This is a genomic window from Prauserella salsuginis (assembly GCF_024648885.1).
Classification (GTDB): domain Bacteria; phylum Actinomycetota; class Actinomycetes; order Mycobacteriales; family Pseudonocardiaceae; genus Prauserella; species Prauserella salsuginis.
Genome location: NZ_JANBBF010000008.1, coordinates 187049 through 208501 on the forward strand (window position 1 = coordinate 187049; position 21453 = coordinate 208501).

Here is a 21453-nt window from a genome sequence, read left to right on the forward strand (position 1 = left end):
CGCCCCCGTGGACCGGATCGCGGCCGCCGGCGGCCACCGCGGTCGTCAAGGTGGACAGCGAATCTATACGGGCGTATAAATCGGCTCAAGGAGCAGACACCGGCTCGGACGGCCGCCACCGCGCCCGCCACCGGTGCGACCACCTCCGCGCAAAGGAGCGCGCCCATGACGACGACCGAGTCAGCCGCAGCCACCGCACAGCACACGGCAGTGCGTATCGACGACGTCACCGCGACCGCCCTGCCTCCGGGCCCGCGCCTGCCGCAGGCGATCCAGACCCTGCTGTTCGGTTCGTACCGGCATCAGTGGTTGCCCCGGTTGCGCCGCCGCCACGGCGACGTGTTCCGGCTCCGGCTCTTCCCCGAGCGGGACGTCGTGCAGCTGGCGAACGTCGAGCACATCCGCGCGGTGTTCGGCGGCCCGGCCGAGGTGTTCCACGCCGGGGAGGGAAACGTCATCCTCAAGCCCGCGATGGGCCGCCACTCGGTCCTGCTCACCGACGAGGAGGTGCACCTGCGGGCCCGCAAACTGCTCATGCCCGCGTTCAACGGTGCCTCCCTGCGCGGTTACCGCGACCTGATCACCGAGCTCGCCGAGGCCGAGGTCGACGGCTGGCGACCGGGCCCGCTGCGCTCGCACGAGCGGATGCAGGCCGTGACGCTCGAGATCATCCTGCGCGTGGTGTTCGGTGTCGCCGAAGGGCCGCGACTCGACCGCCTGCGCGCGCTGCTGCGGCGCATCGTCGACATCGGCCCGGTCGACATCCTCGGCTGGCACCAGCCGAAACTGCAGCGTTTCGGTGTGTGGAAACGGGACGCCGAGGTGCGCAGGACCGCCGACGAGCTGATCTACGCCGAGATCGCCGACCGCAGGCGCGCCGGAGATCTCGCCGACCGACGTGACGTGCTCTCCCGGCTATTGGCCGTCGGCAACGGCGCCGACACCGACGGGCTCACCGATGCCGAGTTGCGCGACCAGCTCATCACCCTGCTCCTCGCCGGCCACGAAACGACGGCGACCGCCCTGGCGTGGTCACTGCACGAACTGGCCCGCGACCCGCGCAGACTCGCCGACGCCGTCCGCGCCGCCGACGACCACGACGAGAAGCACCTCGAGGCGGTCGTGAAGGAGGCGATGCGACTGCATCCGGTCATCTCGGAGGTCGCCCGGGTCGCCACCCGCGACATCGAGATCGACGGCTATCGCATCCCCGCAGGCCACACCGTCATGCCGTCGATCACGATGGTGCAGCACGACCCGGCACACCACGACGACCCGCACGCGTTCCGCCCGGAACGGTTCACCGGCTCCGGGCCCGCCACCGGCACGTGGTTCCCCTTCGGCGGCGGGGTGCGGCGCTGCCTGGGGGCGGGATTCTCCCTGCTCGAATCCGCGGTCGTGCTCGGCGAGGTGTTGCGACGCTTCCACCTCTCCCCGGACCGGCCGCGGCCCGAACGCGCCAAGGCTCGCAACATCACGATGGTGCCCGCCCGCGGCGCCCGCCTCGTCGTCAGGCCGCGCTGACGCACACCCGCGCGTGTCCTGCGCCCACCCGTCGCGCCACCACCTCTCACGGACGCGCTACCGCGCGACTGCGTTCGCCCGCGTGTCCTGCGTTCAGGCCCGCGTGTCCTGCGCTCGGACCCGCGGCCCCGGTCGCCGTGCGCCGCTCAGCCGCGCCGGCTGTGCAGGTAATCGCCCACCACGGCAGCGCCCAGGCCGTCGACGTCCGGTGCCAGCACGCGCCCGCCCGCGCGGCGCGCGAGCAGGTCCACGAACGCCTCCAGGCGCGGGTCCTCGCCGAGCCGGAACACCGACATCGCCGCGCCCGACTTCGCCAGCCGCTCCACTTCGGACAGCGTCTTGGTGAGGGTCACCGGGCTCGGCGGGTAGTCGAACATCGCCTCGCCGTCCGGTTCGAGGTGGGCGGTGGGTTCGCCGTCGGTGACCATCAGCACCACGGGCTGCGCACCCGGATGCCGCCGCAGGTGACGCCCGGCGAGCAGCAGCGCGTGGTGTGCGTTCGTCCCCTGTTCCCACGTGCCGTCGAGCGCCACCAGTTCGGACAGTTCGACCTGCCGCGCGTAGCGCCCGAACGTGATGATCTGGAGCGCGTCCGTGCGGAACCGGGTCGAGATCAGCTGGTGCAGGGCCAACGCGGTGCGTTTCATCGGCAGCCACCGGTCCTCGGCGATCATCGACCACGAGGTGTCCACGCACAGCGCCACCGCCGCCCGCGAGCGATGTTCGGTCTCCGCGACCTCCACGTCGGACACATCGAGTCGCACCGCCGGACGGCCCGCCGACGCGGTACGCAGCACCGCGTTCTGCACCGTCTTCGACACCGCCCACGGTTGGGTGTCCCCGAACTGCCAGGGCCGGCTCGACCCCGTGACCTCGCCTGCCGCGCCCGCCGCCGTGGTGTCGCGCTCGCCGCGCCCTGCCCGCAGCGCACGAACCACATCGGACAGTGCCGTCTCCCCCAGCCTGCGCAGCGCTTTCGGCGATAGACGTAACGACCCGTCCGGCGCGCGTTCGAACACGCCCTGCCTGCTCAGTTCGCGTTCCAGTTCGGCGAGCCTGCGCGCGTCCACGGCCGCGTCGTCGCCGAGCTGGCGTTCCAGTGATTCGAGGTCGATGTCCTCGAGTCGGGCGCCCGGGTGGCTCTGCGCCAGCTGCTGCGCGAGCGCGTCCAGTTCGGACAGATCCGTCATCGCCCTGGCACCCTCGGCCAGTCCGAGCGGGTCGTCGCCGCGGAACCGGCTGGACGACGACCAGTCCTCTCCCGGCCTCGCGGCGCGCAGCTGTTCGTCCAATCGCGACAGCTGTTCGGCGATCCTCGGGTCCCCGAACGCCTGCTGTGACAGCTCCGCGAGCTCCTGCCGCTGCTCCGGCGTCATCGAGTTCAGCGCCCGCTGCGACGCGGCCGACCGCGCCGCCAGCGCGTCGATCAGCTCGTCCACGGTCGACGGGTTCTCCGGGAAGAACTCGCCGTGCCGGCGCATGAACTCGGCGAACCGGTCCTGCAGGTCCGCATCACCCCTGGCGTGTGCGGCGAGCAGATCGCTCAGGTCGGCCAACATCGCACCGACGCGGTCCGCGTCCGCCTGCGTCGCCTGCCGCAATGCCTCCTTCATGCCCTCGAACCGCGCCCCCAGCAGTTCCTCACCCAGGAGTTGGCGGATCCGTTCGTAGTTGTCCCTGCCGGTCTGCGATCGCCACTCGTGGTCGGCCAGATCCGACACCGCGCCCGCCGTCCCCGGCGGCAGCGCGTCCAGCCGCATCTCCTCGAAACGGGCGTCGTCGGACGGGTCGCTCGCCAGCTGCTCGCGCTCCGCCGCAAGCGCCTCGTCGAGCAGCCGCTGCACCTCCTGCAACGTGCCGTCCAGGCGGTGCCGGCGCTGGATCTCCGACCGCCGCTGCCACACCTTGCGGGTGAGTTCGTCCAGCCCGGTCGTGGCCTCTGTGCCCCGGCGCAGCAGTTCGTCCATCGCCGAGCGGGGCGATGCGCCCTCCATGACGTCACGGCCGATCTCGTCGACGGCCTCCCGCAGGTCCACCGGCGGTGCCAGCGGATCGGGACCGTCGTGATACGGCCCGTACCGGTATCCGTCGGAACTCATGGCCGCCTCCGTAGGGTTCCGGGTGTCGGCGGATCCGTGCTCACGGCCCGTAGACCGTCGCCGGGCCACCGTCGTCGCCCGGCTCGCGGACGTCCTTGGCGACCTTCCTGCCGAGATAGAGTGATTCGAGCGCGAGCTCGACCGCCGCGGCGATCCGTGCCGGCGCATCGCCCGGACCCGCGCCGCACCGCTCCGCCACGTCGTGCAACACCGGCAGCTCCGGCAACGCGGCGAGCAGTTCCCGGCCGCGGACCCGCTCGCCCGTCTCGACCGGATGCCCCTCGGTGACGGCCTCCGCCAGCGGCGTGAGATCCAGCCCCGCGAAGCGGGCGCGTGCCGTCTCGGCCACGGCCACCCGCAGCAGGTGCACCAGTTGTTCGAGCTCGCGGCCCTCTTCACCGGGTTCGAATTCGAGCTTGCCGCGCAGCACCTCGGGGACCGACTCGAGGTCCACCGGGCGCGCCACCGCGGGCTCCTCGCCCGTCAGGGCACCGCGCCGCAACGCCGCCGCGGCCACCGTCTCGGCGGCCGCCACGGCGAATCGCGCCGACACGCCGGACCGCTGGTCGATCACCGTCGACTCGCGCAGTCGGCGCACGAACCGTGCCAGCACCTCCACCAGCGGATCGCCGACCTCCGCAGCCAGCTCCGCCTCCTGCCGCACGAGGTCGATCTCCGCGTCGAGCACGCGTGGGTAGTGCGTGCGGATCTCCGCCCCGAACCGGTCCTTGAGCGGGGTGATGATCCGGCCGCGGTTCGTGTAGTCCTCGGGATTCGCCGTCGCGACGAGCAGCACGTCGAGCGGCAGGCGCAGCGTGTAGCCGCGAACCTGGATGTCGCGCTCCTCCATCACGTTCAGCAGCGCCACCTGGATGCGCTCGGCCAGATCCGGCAGCTCGTTGACCGCCACGATCCCCCGGTGCGCCCGCGGCACCAGTCCGAAGTGGATGGTCTCCGGGTCGCCGAGCGTCCTGCCTTCGGCGACCTTCACCGGGTCGACGTCGCCGATGAGGTCTCCCACCGAGGTGTCGGGAGTGGCGAGCTTCTCCGTGTACCGCTCGCTGCGGTGCAGCCAACGGACCGGCAGTGCGTCGCCGAGTTCGGCCGCCCGACGGCGCGACGCGGGTGTGATCGGTTCCAGCGGGTGTTCGGCCAGCTCGGAGCCCTCGATGGCGGGAGTCCACTCGTCGAGCAGGCCGCCGAGCGTCCGCAGCAGCCGGGTCTTGCCTTGGCCTCGTTCACCGAGCAGTGCGACGTCGTGCCTCGCCAGCAGCGCTCGTTCCAGCTGCGGCACGACCGTGCCGCCGAACCCGACGATGCCCGGCCACGGGTCGCGGCCCTCGCGCAACGCCGCGAGCAGGTTGGCAGCGATCTCGTCCTTGACACCACGCGGTGGGTAACCGGCGGCGCGCAGCTCCCCGACCGTGCGTGGCAAGCCCGCGGGCGGGGTCTCCTCTGAGGCATTCACCTCGACCAGCCTATCCCCGCTGCGACAGTCGCGTCACGATCGGCGACCCCGGCCGCCCCGGCCGGTATCCTCGGGCGCTGTGTGTTGTCCCAGTGCGACTCTGGCCGTGTGGTCCTCGGCGTGGCTCCACGGCGCGGCCGCGTCCGACAATGTGCTCGACGCCCTGCTGTCATGGGGCGAAGCGCACGAGGTGGTCTCGGCCGACGACGCCACCGGCGCCGCTCTCGACCTGCCCGTGACGGGCGGCTTCCCGGCCCAACCGGCCCATCTGCTCGGCACTCTCCGGAGGCTCGGCGTCACCGACGCCCGCCTCGTGCTGCCCGTGCCGGGCGACGTCCGCGGCCTCGGCGGCGGCGGGGAGCTGCCGAAGGCGGCACTGGCCGCGGGCGAGGCCGTCGTCCTGCCCGGGGCCGGCTACGGCATCGTGCCGCACCACATCGCGGAGGGGCTCGTCCGCTGGACCGTCCACCCGCTCGCCACCGCGGGCCCCGCCACGCCGCAGGACGTGGGACTGGACCACGTGAGCATCGCCGAGGCCGAGCACGGGCTGACCGACGCCATCCGGGACAGCGCGGGCGCTCTGCAGGCGCTCGACGTGGCCAGCGACCGGCCGAGCGTGCGCGCAGAGCTGTCCGCGCACCTACGCGCGCGACCTGCGCCCGACTGGCCCGACGGCACGCCTGCGCGGGCCCTGCGGGTGCTGCAGCGGGCCGAGGAGATCGGCGCGATTCTCGAGGTCGCCACGGCCGAGGAGCCGGGCGGCGCACTGTCGGCATCGGCCGCGGAGCGCCGGGCGGACGCACTCCGCCCGCTCTCCGAGGCGGTGCGCACCGCCAGGTGCGCTGCGGTCAACGAAGCCGTGCGGGTGTTTGCCGATCAGGCGAACCGGCGGTGACACCGTCATGCCGCGCCGTATAGGTTGTTATACGCCATAAGTCGGCAGACAACAGGGTGCAGTTCCGCCTGCCGGTGTCACGAATTCGCAGGACGCGACCCACGGTCAGCTCGTCGCCGGCCGCCTCACCGGCGCGCAGCACCCCTCGGCGCACGGCGCGCCATTCAGGGTGCATCCGGCCACCGGGAAGGCCTCGGACAGCTTGCGCACTCCCCCGCCGGCGAGGTGCTCCTGTGCGAGCTCGACGACGAGTTCGGCGAAGCGCGGATCCCCGTTCGGCGTGGCCGCACGGGCGAAGCCCATGCCGAGCTCTGCCGCCCGATCGGCCACCTCGTTGTCGAGGTCCCACACGACCTCCAGGTGGTCCGACACGAAACCGATCGGGCTCACCACGACGTCCCGGACGCCCTGCTCGTGCAGCGCGTCGATGTGGTCGACGATGTCCGGCTCGAGCCACGGAATGTGCGGCGGCCCCGACCGTGACTGCCACACGACGTCGTACTCCTCGACACCCGACTGCGCCGCCACGAGCCGCGCCGCCTCGAAGACCTGCTTCGAGTACCACTCCCCGCCCGTCTCCGGCGGTCCTGCGGCGGCGTCCGCGGCCGTCGGGATGGAATGCGCGGTGAAGACCGTGCGGGCCGGCCGCCCGGCCAGCCGGGCGTGTGCGGCCCTGATGGCGTCGGCATTCGCGGCCACGAACAGCGGGTGGTCGAAGAACTGGCGGAGCTTCAACAGTTCGGGCGCGCCCTCACCGACGGTGGCACGGGCCCGTTCGATGTCCTCGTCGTACTGGCGGCACGCCGAGTAGCCGCCGTAGGCGCTCGTCGGGAACACCAGCGCCCGCCGCACGCCGTCGGACCGCATGCGTTCGAGGGCGTCCTCAACCATCGGATGCCAGTTGCGGTTGCCGAAGTAGACGGGAAGGTCGATGCCGCGCGCGGACAGTTCCTGCTGCACCGCCGCCATCGCCTCCCGGTTGAGGCGATTGATGGGCGAGACTCCCCCGAAATGCCGGTAGTGCTCGGCCACCTCCTCGAGCCGCTCCCGCGGCACTCCGCGGCCGCGCGTCACGTTCTCCAGGAACGGCATCACGTCGTCCGGGCCCTCCGGTCCGCCGAACGACAACCACAGCAGCGCGTCGTAACTCACGGTGCCTATCTTTCCGCTGTGGTCCACGGCACGCGGCACCGGGTCGGTCGTCGAGGGCGGACAGGAGTGTCGCCCGCGCCGGGCCGATGCGGGCGGACGGTCGTCCGCGAACCGCGCACCGGCCCGGCGCCGCGACATACCGGGACTACTGGCCGGTGGCGTGCACCCCACCGTCGACCATGAGCATCGAACCCGTCGTGGCGGGCATCCAATCGGACAGCGCGGCACAGATCGTCTTGGCCACCGGCGTCGGGTCGGTGGTGTCCCAGCCGAGCGGTGCGCGGTCACCCCAGCCGTCCTCGAGTTCCCCGAAGCCGGGAATCGACCTGGCCGCCATGGTCTTGACCGGTCCCGCCGACACGAGGTTGGACCGCACGCCGTGCGGTCCGAGGTCACGGGCGAGGTACCGGTTGACCGATTCCAGCGCCGCCTTCGCAACACCCATCCAGTTGTAGGCGGGCCAGGCGACGCGGGCGTCGAAGTCCATGCCCACCAGCGATGAACCGGGGCTCAGCAGCGGCAGCACCGCCTTCGCGACCGCCTTGTACGAGTAGGCGGACACCTCGACGGCTGTGCCGACGTCCTCCGACGGCGCGTCCAGGAACGGCGAACCCAAGCAGCTCTCGGGAGCGAACGCGATCGAGTGCAGCACGCCGTCGAGCCCGTCGACGTGCTCGCGCACGCGGTCGGCGAGCGTGTCGAGATGCTCGGGATTCTGCACGTCCAGTTCGACCACGGGTGCCGGCTCGGGCAGTCGCTTGGCGATGCGCTCGATGAGCGACAGCCTGCCGAAGCCGGTCAGCACCACCTGCGCACCCTGTTCCTGCGCCGTCTTCGCGGCGTGGAACGCGATCGACGCGTCCGTGATGACGCCGGTGATCAACAGGCGCTTACCTTCGAGCAGTCCGGACACGGAATTCTTCCCTTCGCTGTGTGCCGATGGTGATGGCGGCGGTGATGCCGGTTGCAGGGCCGCGGCCCGATCCGCGCCGCGGCCCGACGGCCGATGCGGGCGGCCGGATGCCACTGCGAGCCACGGTGCCCGCGCGTGCGATCAGTGTCTCGCGCGGGGGTTCAGTGGCCCATACCGAGGCCACCGTCGACCGGCAGCACGGCGCCGTTGACGTAGGCCGCGTCGTCCGAAGCCAGGAATCGCACCATATGGGCGATGTCCTCGGGCCTGCCGTACCGGCCGGCCGGAATCTGCGCCAGCGCCGATTCCCGCTGCTGCTCGGTCAGCTCACCGGTCATGTCGGTCTCGATGAAGCCGGGCGAGACGACGTTCGCCGTGATGTTCCGCGAACCGAGTTCGCGAGTGATGGAGCGGGTCACACCCACCAGGCCGGCCTTGCTCGCCGCGTAGTTCACCTGACCCGCACCGCCGGACAGGCCGACTACCGACGAGATGAACACCAACCGGCCCCACTTCGCTCGCAGCATGCCGCGGGTAGCCCGCTTGGCGACCCGGTAGGCGCCGGTGAGGTTGGCGTCGACGACGCGGGTGAACGAGTCCTCGTTCATCCGCATCAGCAGCGTGTCGTCGGTGATGCCGGCGTTGGAGACCAACACCTCCACGGGCCCCTGGTGCTGCTCGACCGCCGCGAACGCCGCATCGATCTGCTCACCGTCGGTGACGTCGGCCTGCACGCCGAACAGCCCCTCGGGGGCTCCGGATCCGCGGTGGGTCACCGCCACCTGATGTCCGGCATCCGCGAGACCGCGTGCGATCGCCAGTCCGATGCCGCGGTTGCCTCCGGTGACCAGAACCGACCGTCCCACGAGAAACCTCTCCTCACGCCGCATGGCAAATGTCCGCCGTGAGGCTATCCGGCACGGGCCTCGCCGGTTGCCGGTACCCGCAGGTAACCCGGCCGCGTCGGTCATGGTCTTCACCACACGGGCCCGCCCGCCGACGGACCGGCCGGTTCGGCAGGAGCGTGCGAGACCTCCACCCGGCCGCCCGAGGCTCGTTCCGGCCGCGTGCCCACCGGGCAAACCCGCGCGCGATCGGCGGAACGCGGTCGGCAGAATCGGTGCGGGCCGCCGCACAGCGGGCTCGCACCGTGCGCACACCACACCGCGTACCCCCGCGCCGTACGAACGAGGAGTAACCACCGACGTGTTCCGGGTCGTCTTCTACCACCCCGAGATCCCGCCCAACACGGGCAACGCGATCCGGCTGTCGGCCAACACCGGCTGCCAACTGCACCTGATCGAACCGCTCGGGTTCGGCTTCGAGGACAAGCAGCTGCGCCGCGCCGGGCTCGACTACCACGACCTGGCCGACGTCCACGTGCACCCGACCCTCGACGCGGCGTGGGAGGCCCTGCTGCCGGCCAACGTCTACGCGTTCACCGCGAAGGGCGACCGGCTCTACACCGACGTGTCCTACACCGACGGCGACGTGCTGCTGTTCGGCCCGGAATCGACCGGCCTGCCAGACGGGGTACTCGCCGACCCCGCGATCAGCGAGCGCGTGCACCTGCCGATGCTGCCGACGTCGCGATCGTTGAATCTGACCAACACCGCCTCGATCGCCGTCTACGAGGCCTGGCGCCAGCACGGCTTTCCCGGAGCCCGGCCCGCCGGGAGCTGACGGCCCTCGGCGAACGCAGCCAGTCGCGCGGGCCCGCGGCCAGTCGGGCAGGCACGGTCAGTCGGGCAGGCGCCTGCCGATCAACAGGGAGCTGGCCGCGGCGCCGAACAGCACGAGCGTGCCGAGTACCACCCAGGGTCTGCTGGCGTCGGTGTCCTTGGTCTCGTACCCGATCTGCTCACCGAGGCTCGCGTAGACCTCGTCGAGCTCCTCGGCCGTGGCGGCCTTGTAGAAGTCGCCGCCGGACAACCGCGCGATCTCCCGCATCGACGCGTCGTCGACCTGCACCGGCACGTCCTTGCCTTCGATCTCGACGCTGCCGTGCGACGTGCCGAAGGAGATCGTGCTGACCGGGATGTCCTTCTCCTTCGCCTTGGTCGCTGCGGTGAACGCCCCACGCGGGGCGTACTCGTCCTGCGGCACCGTCTGCTTGCCGTCGGTCATGAGCACGATCCGCGCCGGGGGCGGCCCCTGCGCGCCGCCCACCACCGCGGAGAAGCTCTCCACCGATTGCAGGGCGGCGAAGATGCCCTCGCCCGTCGCGGTGGACTGGGCCAGTTTGAGGTTCCGGATCGCGTGGGTCACCCCGTCCCGTTCCGTCGTGGGTGCCACCAGGACGGTCGCCGTGCCCGCGAACGAGATCAACCCCAGGTTCACGCCCGGAGTGAGCCCTTCGGCGAACTGCGACGCCGCGTCCTGCGCCGCCTTCAGCCGGGTGGGTTCGACGTCGGTCGCCTCCATCGACAGCGACACGTCCATCACGAGCATGACCGTCGCCCGGTTCCGCGGGACCTTCTGCTCCGCCGTCGGCCCGGCGAGGGCGAACGTCAGCAACAGCAGCGACACCACCAGCAGCGCCGACGGCACGTGCCGGGTCCACCGCCTGCCGCTGGGCGCGACCCGCTCGAGGAGCGCGAGGTTCGAGAACCGCATCGTCCGCTTGCGGCGCGAGCGGATCGCCACCACGTAGCCGACCACCACCGCCGCGACGACGAGCAGCAGCAGGAACCACCAGGGCGAGGAGAAGCCGGTCAGGTTCATGACGCCGCTCCCGACCAGCCGCGCTTGCGGGCGACGACGAACCGCACCGTGTCGGCGATCCAGTCGGAGTCGGTGCGCAGTACGAGATGCCCGGCCCCGGCTTGCCGCAGCGCCCGGGCCACGTCGCTGCGGTGCCGCTGTGCTGCCGCGGCGAACTCCTTGCGCAGCTGCGCCGACGCGTGCACCTCACGCTGTCTGCCGGTCTCCGGGTCCGCCAGCACGATGTCACCGACCTCGGGCAGGTCGACGTCACGCGGGTCCAGCACCTCCACGCCGATCAGGTCGTGCCGCCCCGACAGTCCCCGCAGCGGCCGCTGCCATGCGGTGTCGCCCAGGAAGTCGGAGACCACCACGGCGAGCCCGCGCCGCCGGGGCGGCCTGCGGAGCTGGTCGACGAGCTGGGCCAGGTCGCCGCGTGTGCCCTCGGCGGCGCGGGGCATCTCGGCAATCTTGCGCACCAGATTGCGCGCGTGCGCCCGCCCGCCCCTGGCCGGCACCCGCACGGTCTCGGCGCCGTTCGATATCAGCGCGCCGACGCGGTTCCCGCCGCCGAGCGTGAGATGCGTGATCGCCGCGGCGGCGCACACCGCGAGGTCACGCTTCTCGCACACGGCCGTCCCGAAGTCGAGGCTCGCCGAGACGTCCGCGACGATCCACGTCTCCAGCTCACGGTCGGCGATCGACTCCCGGATGTGCGGCGTCGTGGTGCGGGCGGTCACGGCCCAGTCCATCCGCCGCACGTCGTCACCGGGTTGGTACGGGCGCGCCTCCCCCGGTTCCGATCCGGGCCCCGGCACCAGGCCGAGGTGGTTGCCCTGCAGCAGCCCGTCGAGCCGGCCGCGGATCTCGAGTTCGAGCGTCCGCAGGCCGGCCGCGAGCCGGTCGCCCCGCAGCACGGGCGGGGCCCACGAGGGCCGCCCTTCCCTGCTGTCGGCACCACTCACACCTGCACCGGACGGGTTTGCGGGATCGTTCGTGCGCGCCATGTCGAACGGTTACCTGCCCGGCGCGCCGGCCGCGACGGACTGCTGGCCGCCGTGCGGACCCTGCGGCCTCGCCGTGACCTGGGGCAACGGCACGGTCTGCAGGATGCGGCTCACGATGTGGTCGAGGGGGACGCCGTCGGCGAGCGCGTCGTAGGACAGCACCAGCCGGTGCCGCAGCACGTCCCCTGCGACGTCGACGATGTCCTGCGGCAGCACGTAGTCCCGGCCACGCACGAGTGCGAGCGCGCGCGCCGCGGCGATGATGCCCAGGCTGGCACGCGGCGAGGCGCCGTAGGACACCCAGCCCGCGACGTCGGACAGCCCGTGGTCGTTCGGGGTCCGGGTGGCGAGGACCAGGCGCACCACGTAATCGACGAGCGCATGGTGGACGAACACCTGCGAGGCCACGCCCTGCAGCCGGACCAGTTCGTCCGGGGTGAGCACCGTCTGCGGCTCGGGGGCGGCCACGCCCATCCGGTAGACGATCTCGCGCTCCTCCTCGGCCGTCGGGTACTCGACGACGATCTTGAAGAGGAACCGGTCGCGCTGCGCCTCCGGGAGCGGGTAGACGCCTTCGTTCTCGATCGGGTTCTGCGTCGCGAGCACGAGGAACGGATCCGGCATCGGAAAGGTCTCGCCGCCGAGCGAGACGTGCCGTTCGGCCATCACCTCGAGCATTGCCGACTGCACCTTCGCCGGAGCGCGGTTGATCTCGTCGGCCAGGACGAAGTTGGCGACCACCGGCCCGAGTTCGACGTCGAACTTCTCACTGCCCTGGCGGTAGATGCGGGTGCCGAGGATGTCGGCCGGCACGAGGTCGGGCGTGAACTGCACGCGCGAGAACGACCCGCCGACGACCTTCGCGAACGTCTCGACGGCCAGGGTCTTCGCGACGCCGGGCACGCCTTCCAGCAGGAGGTGACCTTTCGCGAGCAGCCCCACCAGCATCCGCTCGACCAACCGGTCCTGGCCGACGATGACGCGCTTGACCTCGAACACCGTTCGTTCGAGCAACTGGGCGTCGCGTGCCGGTGCGCCGGGTTCCGCCCCGTTCGCGTTGTCGGGGGTGCCGGGCTCGGTCACACCTAACCTCCTTGCCGGTGATCTTGCCTCTCGCCGGGACCGTACCGCTCGCAGGCGCGCGCCCGGCGGGTGAGGTGGAGGGTCTCATGGAACCCGACACGCGGTATGACGACTGTGAACCGCTCCGACCTCAGGGCAGGTCGTCGACCGTGTCGACGTCGGCCGACTCGTCACCGCGGGCGGGTACGTCGACGATCGTCAGGCCGTTGAGCACTCGGCGCAGCGCGAGCCCTTCCGGCCGGGTGGGCAGGGCCGCACGCAACGCCGCCGTCCGCCAGGCACCGACCAGCCACTGCCGGCGGCCGGCGGAGTCGACCAGCACGGCGCCGTCCACCGCATCAGCTGGAGGCCGATCCGCCGCACCGCGGACCGTGCCACCTTCGGGGCCCCCGGCGCCCGGGTCGCGGTCGAGCGCACCCAGCAGCCGGTCGACCACGGCGGCCGTGATGCCACGCAGATCGGCGGCCAACACCACCACGCGCGGCCGGTCGACGATGGACAGGCCTGCAGCGACTGCCGCGACCGGCCCACCACCGGGCGGTTCCTCCCGTGTCCACCGCACCCCGCTCACGCCTTCCCGCCGCGGGCCGACGACCACGAGCGGGTCGGCACCGGCGAGCGCCTCGAGCGAGCGTGCGAGGAGGGTGCGCCCGTCGATCTCGAGCATCGGCTTGTCCACCCCGCCGAGCCGGCGCGCCTCGCCGCCCGCGACGACCACGCCTGCGTAAGGCTCCGCGCCTGCCGGCGAGCCCGGCGGCGGGGACGCTGCCGGTGTCCTCACCCGATGAGGCGCGTGGCGTACGGGAGGATGTCGCCGTAACGCACCGGAACCACGCGGACGTGACCACCGGAGTACGGCGCCTCGATCATCTGCCCGTTGCCCAGGTACATCGCGACGTGGTGGATGCCGCCGTTGCCCCAGAACAGCATGTCGCCGCGGCGCATCTGCGACAGCGGCACCTTGCGCCCCGCGTCGTACTGGTACCCGCTGTAGTGCGGCAGCGCCTGCACCCCGGCGAACGCATAGATCATCAGGCCCGAACAGTCGAAGCCGATCTTCGCGTAGTCGCCGTGGGCGTCGGCGACGCCGCCGTCACGGATGCCGTAGGTGGGGCCGTGCGCATTACCGCCGCCCCACGCGTACTGCACGCCGAGCTGCGACATCGCGCGCTGCACCGCGGCTTCGACACTCGCGCCCGCGGGTGCCGACGACGGGGCCTGCTGGGCCGGTGGGGCCGGAGCGGAACCGCCCCCACCGGACGCCGCGGCGGCCGCCTGCTGAGCCTGGGCCTCCTCCTCGGCCTCCTTCTCGGCGAGCCATTCCCGGTATTGCTCACGCTGGCCTTCGAGCCCGCCGACGTGGGCGCGTGCCTCGCGCAGCTGCTGTTCGACGGTGTTCTTCTCGGTCCGCAGCTCCTCCGCACGGGAGGCCTGCCTGCTGCGCGCGGCGACGGCCGCCTGCTGGGCTTGCTGCGCCGCGGTCTTCGCCTGGGCCGCCTCGGCTCGCTTCTCGCGCGCCTTCTCGAGCGCCTGCCTGGCCGCGGCCTCCTTGTTCGACTTGCGCACCTGCGCACGCTTCATACTGCCCAGCGCGTCGAGTTCGCTGTCGCCGACGGCGCCCAGCAGCTGCTCACGCGCGAGCAGGTCCTTCGGTGAATCGGCGCCCAGATAGGCGCTCAACGAGCCGATCGTGGTGCCCTGCCGGTGACTCGCCGCGACGAAGCGGTCCAGGACCTGCCGCGCGTTCCGGATCGCACCCGACGCGGTCCGGACCTCCGTGCGCGCCGATTCGGCGCGGGACTCCGCCGTGTCGGCCGCCGCACGTGCCCGCTGCAGATCCACCCTGGCCTTGTTGGCCTCTTCCAGCTTCCGTTCCACCCGGTTGCGCAGCGTGGTCAGCTTGGCATCGGCGTCGGCGAGCCGGCTGGTGAGCCGTCCGACCTCGCCCGCCTTCTCGGACGCCTCCGCGCGGCCGGATTCGAGCTCAGCGTCACTCGGATTGGGCGGTGGTGGTGGCACCGCGATGGCCGTGCCCGGAGCGCCCACCAGCACGGCGAGCGCGAACGCCCCGGCCGCCAGCCCGCGCCGGGACCGTTTCCCACCCGGCCGCGCCGTCGATTGCGACGCCGACGACTGCACCGTCCGGCCCACGCTCGTCCGCATCCGATCCCACCTCCTGCTTCTCCGAGCAGAACTGTGCCATCACCATCACTGCATCACCATTCGCCACAGGCGAAACATCGGTCTCGCTCGTCACATTTCCCCGTAGTGGGGGACCCTCGCCCGGAATGTCCGGCAAACCCGGCAAGATGAGGGCCATGTCCGCCACCCGCCCGAACGCCGTCGTGGCCCGCATCACCGCCACCGCACTGACCGGCGTCGGCATCGCCCTCGCCGTCGTGGGCACGTTCCTGCCCTGGTTCCTGTCCGGCGATGTGGCACGCAGCAGCTACGAGGCGGCCGGCCTGATCGAGCACTTCCACCTGGCGGGCGGCGCCGAACAGGCACTCGCCGTGTGGGCGGGCGTCCCGCTGGCCGCGGCGGTGTGCGCCGCCGTACTCGTCACGCGGTTCGTCCGAACCGCCGCGGTGCTCTGTCTGATTCTGTCGGTCGCGGTGGGAACCGTCGCGGTACTCGTCGCCGTCCAAGCCGGCGAACGCGATCAGGGACTGATCGGGATCGCCCCGACCGGCCCCGTCGTCACCGCCGTCGGCGCGGGCCTGGCAGCCGTCGCCGCGCTCGGGACCGTGGCCGTCGCCGGACGGGCACGCCGGGCCGGCCGGATGCCGCGGACCGCTGTCGGCAGCACCGACGCACGACACGGCTGAAACACGGGCAGCACGACCGGCGACGACATGCAGAGGGGCGTCGTCGCCGTCACCGACCAACCGGGCTCCCGCCGCGGGAGTCCGGCAGGCACACACCCCGTGCACGCGTCGCGCGCAGGCAGCGACCACGCACAGGGATCGACACAGAGCAGGTGGGAATCGTGACCACTCCGCAAGGCCCCGGGGACCCGTGGGCGAACCAGCCCGGCGGCTATCCGGGCCAGCAGGGCCCGTACGGGCAGCAGGGCCCGCAGTACGGCCAGCCCCAGTACGGCCAGCAGCCCCCGTACGGCGGTCAGCCGCAGCAGGGTGGCTACCCGCAGGGCGGGCAGCCACCGTACGGGCACCCACAGCAGGCGTACGGCCAGCAGGGGTACGGCCAGCAGGGGTATCCGCAGCAGCCCTACGGCCAGCCCGGCCAGTACGCGGGCGACCAGCAGGGCGGCTTCGTTCCCACCCCACAGCCGCCGGGTAAGGGCCGCAAGCGCGGGCTGATCATCGGGCTCGTCGTCGCACTCGTCGTGGCCGCGGGCGCAGTCGGCAGCTATTTCGCGTTCTTCCAGCAGAGCTCCGTCGCCGCGGGCGCCTCCTCCCCGACCGACGCGGTCCGCAAGCTCGCGACGTCGTTCGAGGGCGGTGACCTCGCGGGGACCCTGACGACCTTCGCCCCGTCGGAGTCGCGACTGCTGACCGACTCGCTCGACGAAGCGGTCGCCGAGTACAAGCGCCTCGGCGTGCTCACCGAGGAGGCCGACCCCGAACAGCTCAGCGGCCTCAGCATCACCACCGAGAACCTGCGCTTCGACGAGCAGGCCGAGGAACGGGTCAACGACCGCGTCACGATCACCAAGCTCACGGGCGGAACGATCACGATCAAGGGCAACGCGGCCGAGCTGCCGCTGACGCCCGAGATCAAGCAGCAGATGCTCGACGACGCACCCTCCGGCGAGCAGACCACGACCATCGACATCGCCGAGGACGTCGACGGGCCTCTCCGGATCGCGGCCGTCCAGGAGGACGGCGAGTGGTATCCGAGCCTCTTCTACACGATCGCCGACAACATCCTGCAGGAAGAGGGACTCGAGTGGCCGTCCCGGTCGATCCCGGCCGAGGGGGCCGGTTCCCCCGATGACGCCGTCAAGGGTGTCGTCAATGCCGCGCTGAGCGCCGATCTCGAAGGTGTGATCAAGCTGCTGCCGCCGGACGAGATGGGAGTCCTGCACGACGCGGGCCCGCTGCTGGTCGACTCGGCGGGCGACATGGAAGGCGTGCCGGACGCCGAGGTCACCGATCTGCAGACCGAGACCAGCGAGATCTCGGGCGGCACGCGCGCCACGATCACGTCGGTGACGGTCTCGGTCCAGGGCAGCACCGTCACGGTCGCCAAGTCCGGCGACTGCTACGAGATGCAGGCCCAGGGCAGGAGCCAGCGACTGTGCGCGGACCAGGTCGCGCAACTCGCCGCGGAGGACGGCGACCTGCCGCCCGCCGCCGCCCAGACGGTCTCGAACCTCGCGGGCGGGATCATGGAACAGGGCGTCGCCGTGGTGACCACGGAGGTCGACGGCAAGCATTACGTCAGCCCGGTACGCACGCTGAGCGAGCTGGGCATGACGGTCGTCCGCAGCATGCAGCCGGAGGACTTCAAGGCCATGCTCGAGAGCGGCTACTGAGGCCGTCCGGCCGCCGGCCGGACGACACGAGGGCGACGGGCCCCGGCACCCGAGAGGTGCCGGGGCCCGTTCTCGCGCGGGGCGACGAGCGTCAGCGCCGGGCGTGGACGCCCCATGTTCCCCAGTGCACGACGTCCTCGACCGGCGCCCGTTTCGGCGTCGCCCACCGACCGCGCTCGGGATAGCCCATCGGGACCAGCGCCATCGTCAGCGCGTCCTCGGGCAGTCCGAGCAGCGCTCGCAGCTCGTCCTCGTGTCCGGCGTAGAGCGTGGTCAGCGACGTGCCGATGCCGTGTACCCGCGCGGCCAGGCACAGGTTCTGCACGGCGCCGTAGATCGACGCGCCCGTGCGGGGATCGGTGGCCGCCGCCGCTCCCCGCAGCACGGGGAAGACCCACACCGGCGCCTCTTCGAGATGGTGCGCCAGGTGCTCGGCGCCCCGGAACCCGGCCGGGCTCAGTCCCTCGGCCGTGCCCGCGAGGAACTCCTCCCGCCGGTGACCGTAGGCCCGCTCCCAGTTGTCGCGGTACCAGGGCGCGATCCGGCGTTTCACCTGCGGGTCGGTGACCACGACCCAGCCCCACTCCTGCCGGTTGCCGCCGGAGGGGCCCCTGACCGCGGCGTCCAGGATCTCCCAGAGCACCTCGTCCGGAATCGGCTCCGGCGAGAGATAGCGACGGGCCGGCGTCGAATGCAGGACGTCGAGTGCGCTCGGCACCTCGTCGGCCCGCCCCTCGTCGCCGGTTCGGGTGTCGGCGGTCGCGCCGTCGGTCATGATCGGGTCCCTCCCGGGTCATCGGTGGCCCGGCACGGGCCGGATGCCCGCGCCGCCGGCCTGTCCCAGCCTTATCACCGGAACGGCCCCGGCGGGCGGGCCGCCGAGGAAGGACCGGGCCGTCGGCGGGCCTGCCTGTCCGCCGCCCTGGGCACGCGACCCGGGGACCGCGGCGGATATCACACACCTCCGGCGACATCCGGCCGTACCCTTGCTTGAAGATAAAAAAGGACAAGCGTACTGTTTACAGCGCAGGGATTGTCCGAGCCCACCTCTGCGGGCGCGACGGGGGTGCGCAAGACTCGGCCCTGGGTACCCGAACTAACCGCCGCATGGAGTGAGACGTGACTGCACCCGCCAGCAAAAACAGCTTCGGCGCTCGCGACACACTGAAGGTCGGTGACGCCTCGTACGAGGTGTTCCGCCTGAACAAGGTCGAGGGCTCGCAGCGGCTGCCGTACAGCCTGAAGATTCTCCTCGAGAACCTTCTGCGCACCGAGGACGGCGCCAACATCACCGCGGAGCACATCCGCGCCCTGGGCAGCTGGGATCCGAAGGCCGACCCGTCCACCGAGATCCAGTTCACGCCCGCACGCGTGGTGATGCAGGACTTCACCGGTGTGCCGTGTGTGGTCGACCTCGCCACGATGCGCGAGGCCGTCACCGCTCTCGGCGGCGACCCGGACCAGGTCAACCCGCTCGCGCCCGCCGAGATGGTCATCGACCACTCGGTGGTGATCGACATCTTCGGCCGCGCCGACGCCTTCGAGCGCAACGTCGAGATCGAGTACGAGCGCAACAGGGAGCGCTACCAGTTCCTGCGCTGGGGCCAGAACGCCTTCGAGGAGTTCAAGGTCGTGCCGCCGGGCACCGGCATCGTCCACCAGGTCAACATCGAGCACCTGGCGCGCACGATCATGGCCCGGGGCGGCCAGGCCTACCCGGACACCTGCGTCGGCACCGACTCGCACACCACGATGGTCAACGGCCTCGGCGTGCTGGGCTGGGGCGTCGGCGGCATCGAAGCCGAGGCCGCGATGCTCGGTCAGCCGGTCTCGATGCTCATCCCGAAGGTCGTCGGCTTCAAGCTGACCGGCCAGATCCCGCCCGGTGCCACCGCGACCGACGTCGTGCTGACGATCACCGAGATGCTGCGCAAGCACGGCGTGGTCGGCAAGTTCGTCGAGTTCTACGGCGACGGCGTCGGTGCTGTGCCGCTGGCCAACCGCGCCACGATCGGCAACATGAGCCCCGAGTTCGGTTCCACCGCCGCGATCTTCCCGATCGACGAGGAGACGATCCGGTACCTCAAGCTCACCGGCCGGTCCGAGGAGCAGCTCGCGCTCGTCGAGGCCTACTCCAAGGAGCAGGGCCTCTGGCACGACCCGTCCCACGAGCCGGAGTACTCCGAGTACCTCGAGCTGGACCTGTCGACGGTCGTCCCCTCCATCGCTGGACCGAAGCGCCCGCAGGACCGCATCGAGCTGACCGACGCCAAGGCCTCGTTCCGCAAGTCGGTCCGCGACTACGTCCAGCACGACCAGGCCACGCCGCACACCCAGATCGACGAGAAGGTCGAGGAGAGCTTCCCGGCCAGCGACGCGCCCGCGCTGTCGTTCGCCGACGAGGACTCCGTCGCGGTGCAGTCGGCCGCCAACGGCGCCACCGGCCGCCCGTCGAAGCCCGTCACCGTCAAGTCCGAGGAGCGCGGCGAGTTCGTGCTCGACCACGGCGCCGTGGTGATCGCCTCGATCACCTCGTGCACCAACACCTCGAACCCGTCGGTCATGCTCGGCGCCGCGCTGCTCGCCCGCAACGCCGTCGAGAAGGGCCTGTCGTCGAAGCCGTGGGTCAAGACGTCGATGGCCCCGGGCTCGCAGGTCGTCACCGACTACTACGAGAAGGCCGGCCTGTGGCCGTACCTGGAGAAGCTCGGCTACCACCTGGTCGGCTACGGCTGCACCACCTGCATCGGCAACTCCGGCCCGCTTCCGGAGGAGATCTCGCAGGCCATCCAGGACAACGACCTCACGGCCGTGTCGGTGCTGTCCGGTAACCGCAACTTCGAGGGCCGGATCAACCCCGACGTCAAGATGAACTACCTGGCCTCGCCGCCGCTGGTCATCGCCTACGCCCTGGCGGGCACGATGGACTTCGACTTCGAGAACCAGCCGCTCGGCCAGGACACCGACGGAAACGACGTGTTCCTGCGCGACATCTGGCCGTCGCCGCAGGAGATCCAGTCCACGATCGACTCGGCGATCACGCAGGAGATGTTCACCAAGGACTACTCCGACGTGTTCGACGGCGGTGAGCGCTGGAAGTCGCTGCCCACACCCGAGGGCAAGACGTTCGACTGGGACGCGCAGTCCACCTACGTCCGCAAGCCCCCGTACTTCGACGGCATGGGTGCCGAGCCGGAGCCGGTCACCGACATCTCCGGCGCCCGGGTGCTGGCGCTGCTGGGCGACTCGGTCACCACGGACCACATCTCCCCCGCCGGCGCCATCAAGGAGGACTCGCCCGCGGGCCGGTACCTCAAGGAGAACGGCCTCGAGCGCAAGGACTTCAACTCCTACGGCTCGCGGCGCGGCAACCACGAGGTGATGATCCGCGGCACGTTCGCCAACATCCGGCTGCGCAACCTGCTGCTCGACGACGTCCAGGGTGGGTACACCCGCGACTTCACGCAGGAGGGCGGCCCCCAGGCGTTCATCTACGACGCGGCCCAGAACTACGCCGCGCAGGACACCCCGCTGGTCGTGCTGGGCGGCAAGGAGTACGGCTCCGGGTCGTCGCGTGACTGGGCGGCCAAGGGCACGCGCCTGCTGGGCGTGCGCGCGGTGATCGCCGAGTCGTTCGAGCGCATCCACCGCTCCAACCTGATCGGCATGGGCGTCGTGCCGCTGCAGTTCCCGCAACGCTCCTCGGCGTCCTCGCTGGGCCTGGACGGTACGGAGACCTACGACATCGCCGGCATCACCGAGCTGAACAACGGTGTGACGCCGTCGACGGTCAAGGTCACGGCCACCAAGGCCGACGGCCAGCAGGTCGAGTTCGACGCCGACGTCCGCATCGACACCCCCGGTGAGGCGGACTACTACCGCAACGGCGGCATCCTGCAGTACGTGCTGCGGAACCTGACCAAGTCCTGATTCCGTATCACCCGGACGAACGGCGCCGCGGGCCATCCGGCTCGCGGCGCCGTTCGCCGTGCGGGCCCGCGCTGCGCGGGGCCGGCGATCCGCGCGGTCCGGACCGGGCCCGCGCGGTCGCGCCAGGCCCGTGCGTCCGTTCCGGCGATAATCGGTCGCGCACACGCACCGGTGATGG

The 21453-nt window shown here is 71.5% G+C and carries 17 protein-coding genes; 6 read left to right on the top strand and 11 right to left on the bottom strand.

Features of this window, described 5'->3' with window-relative positions:
* The first annotated feature begins 165 nt into the window (after positions 1-165).
* The gene (locus LY40_RS02340) at positions 166-1524 is read left to right on the top strand and encodes a cytochrome P450 (RefSeq protein WP_183787423.1); all 1359 of its coding nucleotides are present in this window, start codon (positions 166-168) and stop codon (positions 1522-1524) included.
* Between the two features lie 146 nt (positions 1525-1670).
* Here the strand turns inward: LY40_RS02340 and LY40_RS02345 are convergent, their stop codons facing one another.
* Together LY40_RS02345 and LY40_RS02350 are read right to left on the bottom strand one after the other, a co-directional pair.
* A complete protein-coding gene (locus LY40_RS02345; RefSeq protein WP_258935799.1) occupies positions 1671-3623 on the bottom strand; it encodes a vWA domain-containing protein in 1953 nt (650 codons plus the stop codon).
* A gap of 40 nt (positions 3624-3663) precedes the next feature.
* Complete coding sequence (locus tag LY40_RS02350) at positions 3664-5091, bottom strand: ATP-binding protein (RefSeq protein ID WP_183787421.1); 1428 nt, start codon at positions 5089-5091, stop codon at positions 3664-3666.
* 79 nt (positions 5092-5170) lie between these two features.
* Between LY40_RS02350 and LY40_RS02355 the strand changes: the two genes are divergently transcribed.
* Positions 5171-5986: an Rv1486c family protein gene (locus LY40_RS02355; protein WP_183787420.1), complete on the top strand. Its 816-nt coding sequence runs from the start codon at positions 5171-5173 to the stop codon at positions 5984-5986.
* Positions 5987-6091: 105 nt separating this feature from the next.
* On the opposite strand, the gene LY40_RS02360 is transcribed toward LY40_RS02355, so the two are convergent.
* The 3 genes from LY40_RS02360 to fabG form a co-directional block, all read right to left on the bottom strand.
* Positions 6092-7138 carry a ferrochelatase gene (locus tag LY40_RS02360; RefSeq protein WP_258935800.1) on the bottom strand — a complete coding sequence of 349 codons (1047 nt, stop codon included), beginning with the start codon at positions 7136-7138 and terminating at the stop codon, positions 6092-6094.
* A gap of 145 nt (positions 7139-7283) precedes the next feature.
* Positions 7284-8051, bottom strand: a complete 768-nt coding sequence (fabI, locus tag LY40_RS02365) for an enoyl-ACP reductase FabI (protein WP_258935801.1) — start codon at positions 8049-8051, stop codon at positions 7284-7286.
* 161 nt (positions 8052-8212) lie between these two features.
* Complete coding sequence (gene fabG, locus LY40_RS02370; protein ID WP_258935802.1) at positions 8213-8917, bottom strand: 3-oxoacyl-ACP reductase FabG; 705 nt, start codon at positions 8915-8917, stop codon at positions 8213-8215.
* A gap of 340 nt (positions 8918-9257) precedes the next feature.
* Between fabG and LY40_RS02375 the strand changes: the two genes are divergently transcribed.
* Entirely contained in the window at positions 9258-9734 is a 477-nt protein-coding gene (locus LY40_RS02375) for a tRNA (cytidine(34)-2'-O)-methyltransferase (RefSeq protein ID WP_183787417.1), read from the top strand.
* 57 nt (positions 9735-9791) lie between these two features.
* Here the strand turns inward: LY40_RS02375 and LY40_RS02380 are convergent, their stop codons facing one another.
* The 5 genes from LY40_RS02380 to LY40_RS02400 all read right to left on the bottom strand — a co-directional run bounded on the left by LY40_RS02380 (position 9792) and on the right by LY40_RS02400 (position 15007).
* Positions 9792-10775 carry a VWA domain-containing protein gene (locus LY40_RS02380; protein WP_183787416.1) on the bottom strand — a complete coding sequence of 328 codons (984 nt, stop codon included), beginning with the start codon at positions 10773-10775 and terminating at the stop codon, positions 9792-9794.
* Positions 10772-11761 carry a DUF58 domain-containing protein gene (locus LY40_RS02385; RefSeq protein WP_183787415.1) on the bottom strand — a complete coding sequence of 330 codons (990 nt, stop codon included), beginning with the start codon at positions 11759-11761 and terminating at the stop codon, positions 10772-10774. Before LY40_RS02385 ends, LY40_RS02380 begins: the two co-directional genes overlap by 4 nt.
* A gap of 9 nt (positions 11762-11770) precedes the next feature.
* Positions 11771-12844, bottom strand: a complete 1074-nt coding sequence (locus tag LY40_RS02390; RefSeq protein WP_183787414.1) for an AAA family ATPase — start codon at positions 12842-12844, stop codon at positions 11771-11773.
* A gap of 130 nt (positions 12845-12974) precedes the next feature.
* Complete coding sequence (mobA, locus tag LY40_RS02395; RefSeq protein WP_258935804.1) at positions 12975-13562, bottom strand: molybdenum cofactor guanylyltransferase; 588 nt, start codon at positions 13560-13562, stop codon at positions 12975-12977.
* Positions 13563-13621: 59 nt separating this feature from the next.
* Positions 13622-15007 (bottom strand): NlpC/P60 family protein, encoded by a 1386-nt coding sequence (locus LY40_RS02400; RefSeq protein WP_183787412.1) that lies wholly within the window; start codon positions 15005-15007, stop codon positions 13622-13624.
* Between the two features lie 155 nt (positions 15008-15162).
* Between LY40_RS02400 and LY40_RS02405 the strand changes: the two genes are divergently transcribed.
* Entirely contained in the window at positions 15163-15672 is a 510-nt protein-coding gene (locus tag LY40_RS02405; RefSeq protein ID WP_183787411.1) for a hypothetical protein, read from the top strand.
* 161 nt (positions 15673-15833) lie between these two features.
* Positions 15834-17345 carry a flagellar basal body protein FliL gene (locus LY40_RS02410; RefSeq protein WP_258935805.1) on the top strand — a complete coding sequence of 504 codons (1512 nt, stop codon included), beginning with the start codon at positions 15834-15836 and terminating at the stop codon, positions 17343-17345.
* Between the two features lie 91 nt (positions 17346-17436).
* On the opposite strand, the gene LY40_RS02415 is transcribed toward LY40_RS02410, so the two are convergent.
* Positions 17437-18120 (bottom strand): nitroreductase family protein, encoded by a 684-nt coding sequence (locus tag LY40_RS02415; protein WP_258935806.1) that lies wholly within the window; start codon positions 18118-18120, stop codon positions 17437-17439.
* Between the two features lie 344 nt (positions 18121-18464).
* Here LY40_RS02415 and acnA point away from each other — a divergent pair, with 344 nt between their 5' ends.
* Complete coding sequence (gene acnA / locus LY40_RS02420) at positions 18465-21275, top strand: aconitate hydratase AcnA (protein WP_258935807.1); 2811 nt, start codon at positions 18465-18467, stop codon at positions 21273-21275.
* Positions 21276-21453 lie beyond the last annotated feature (178 nt).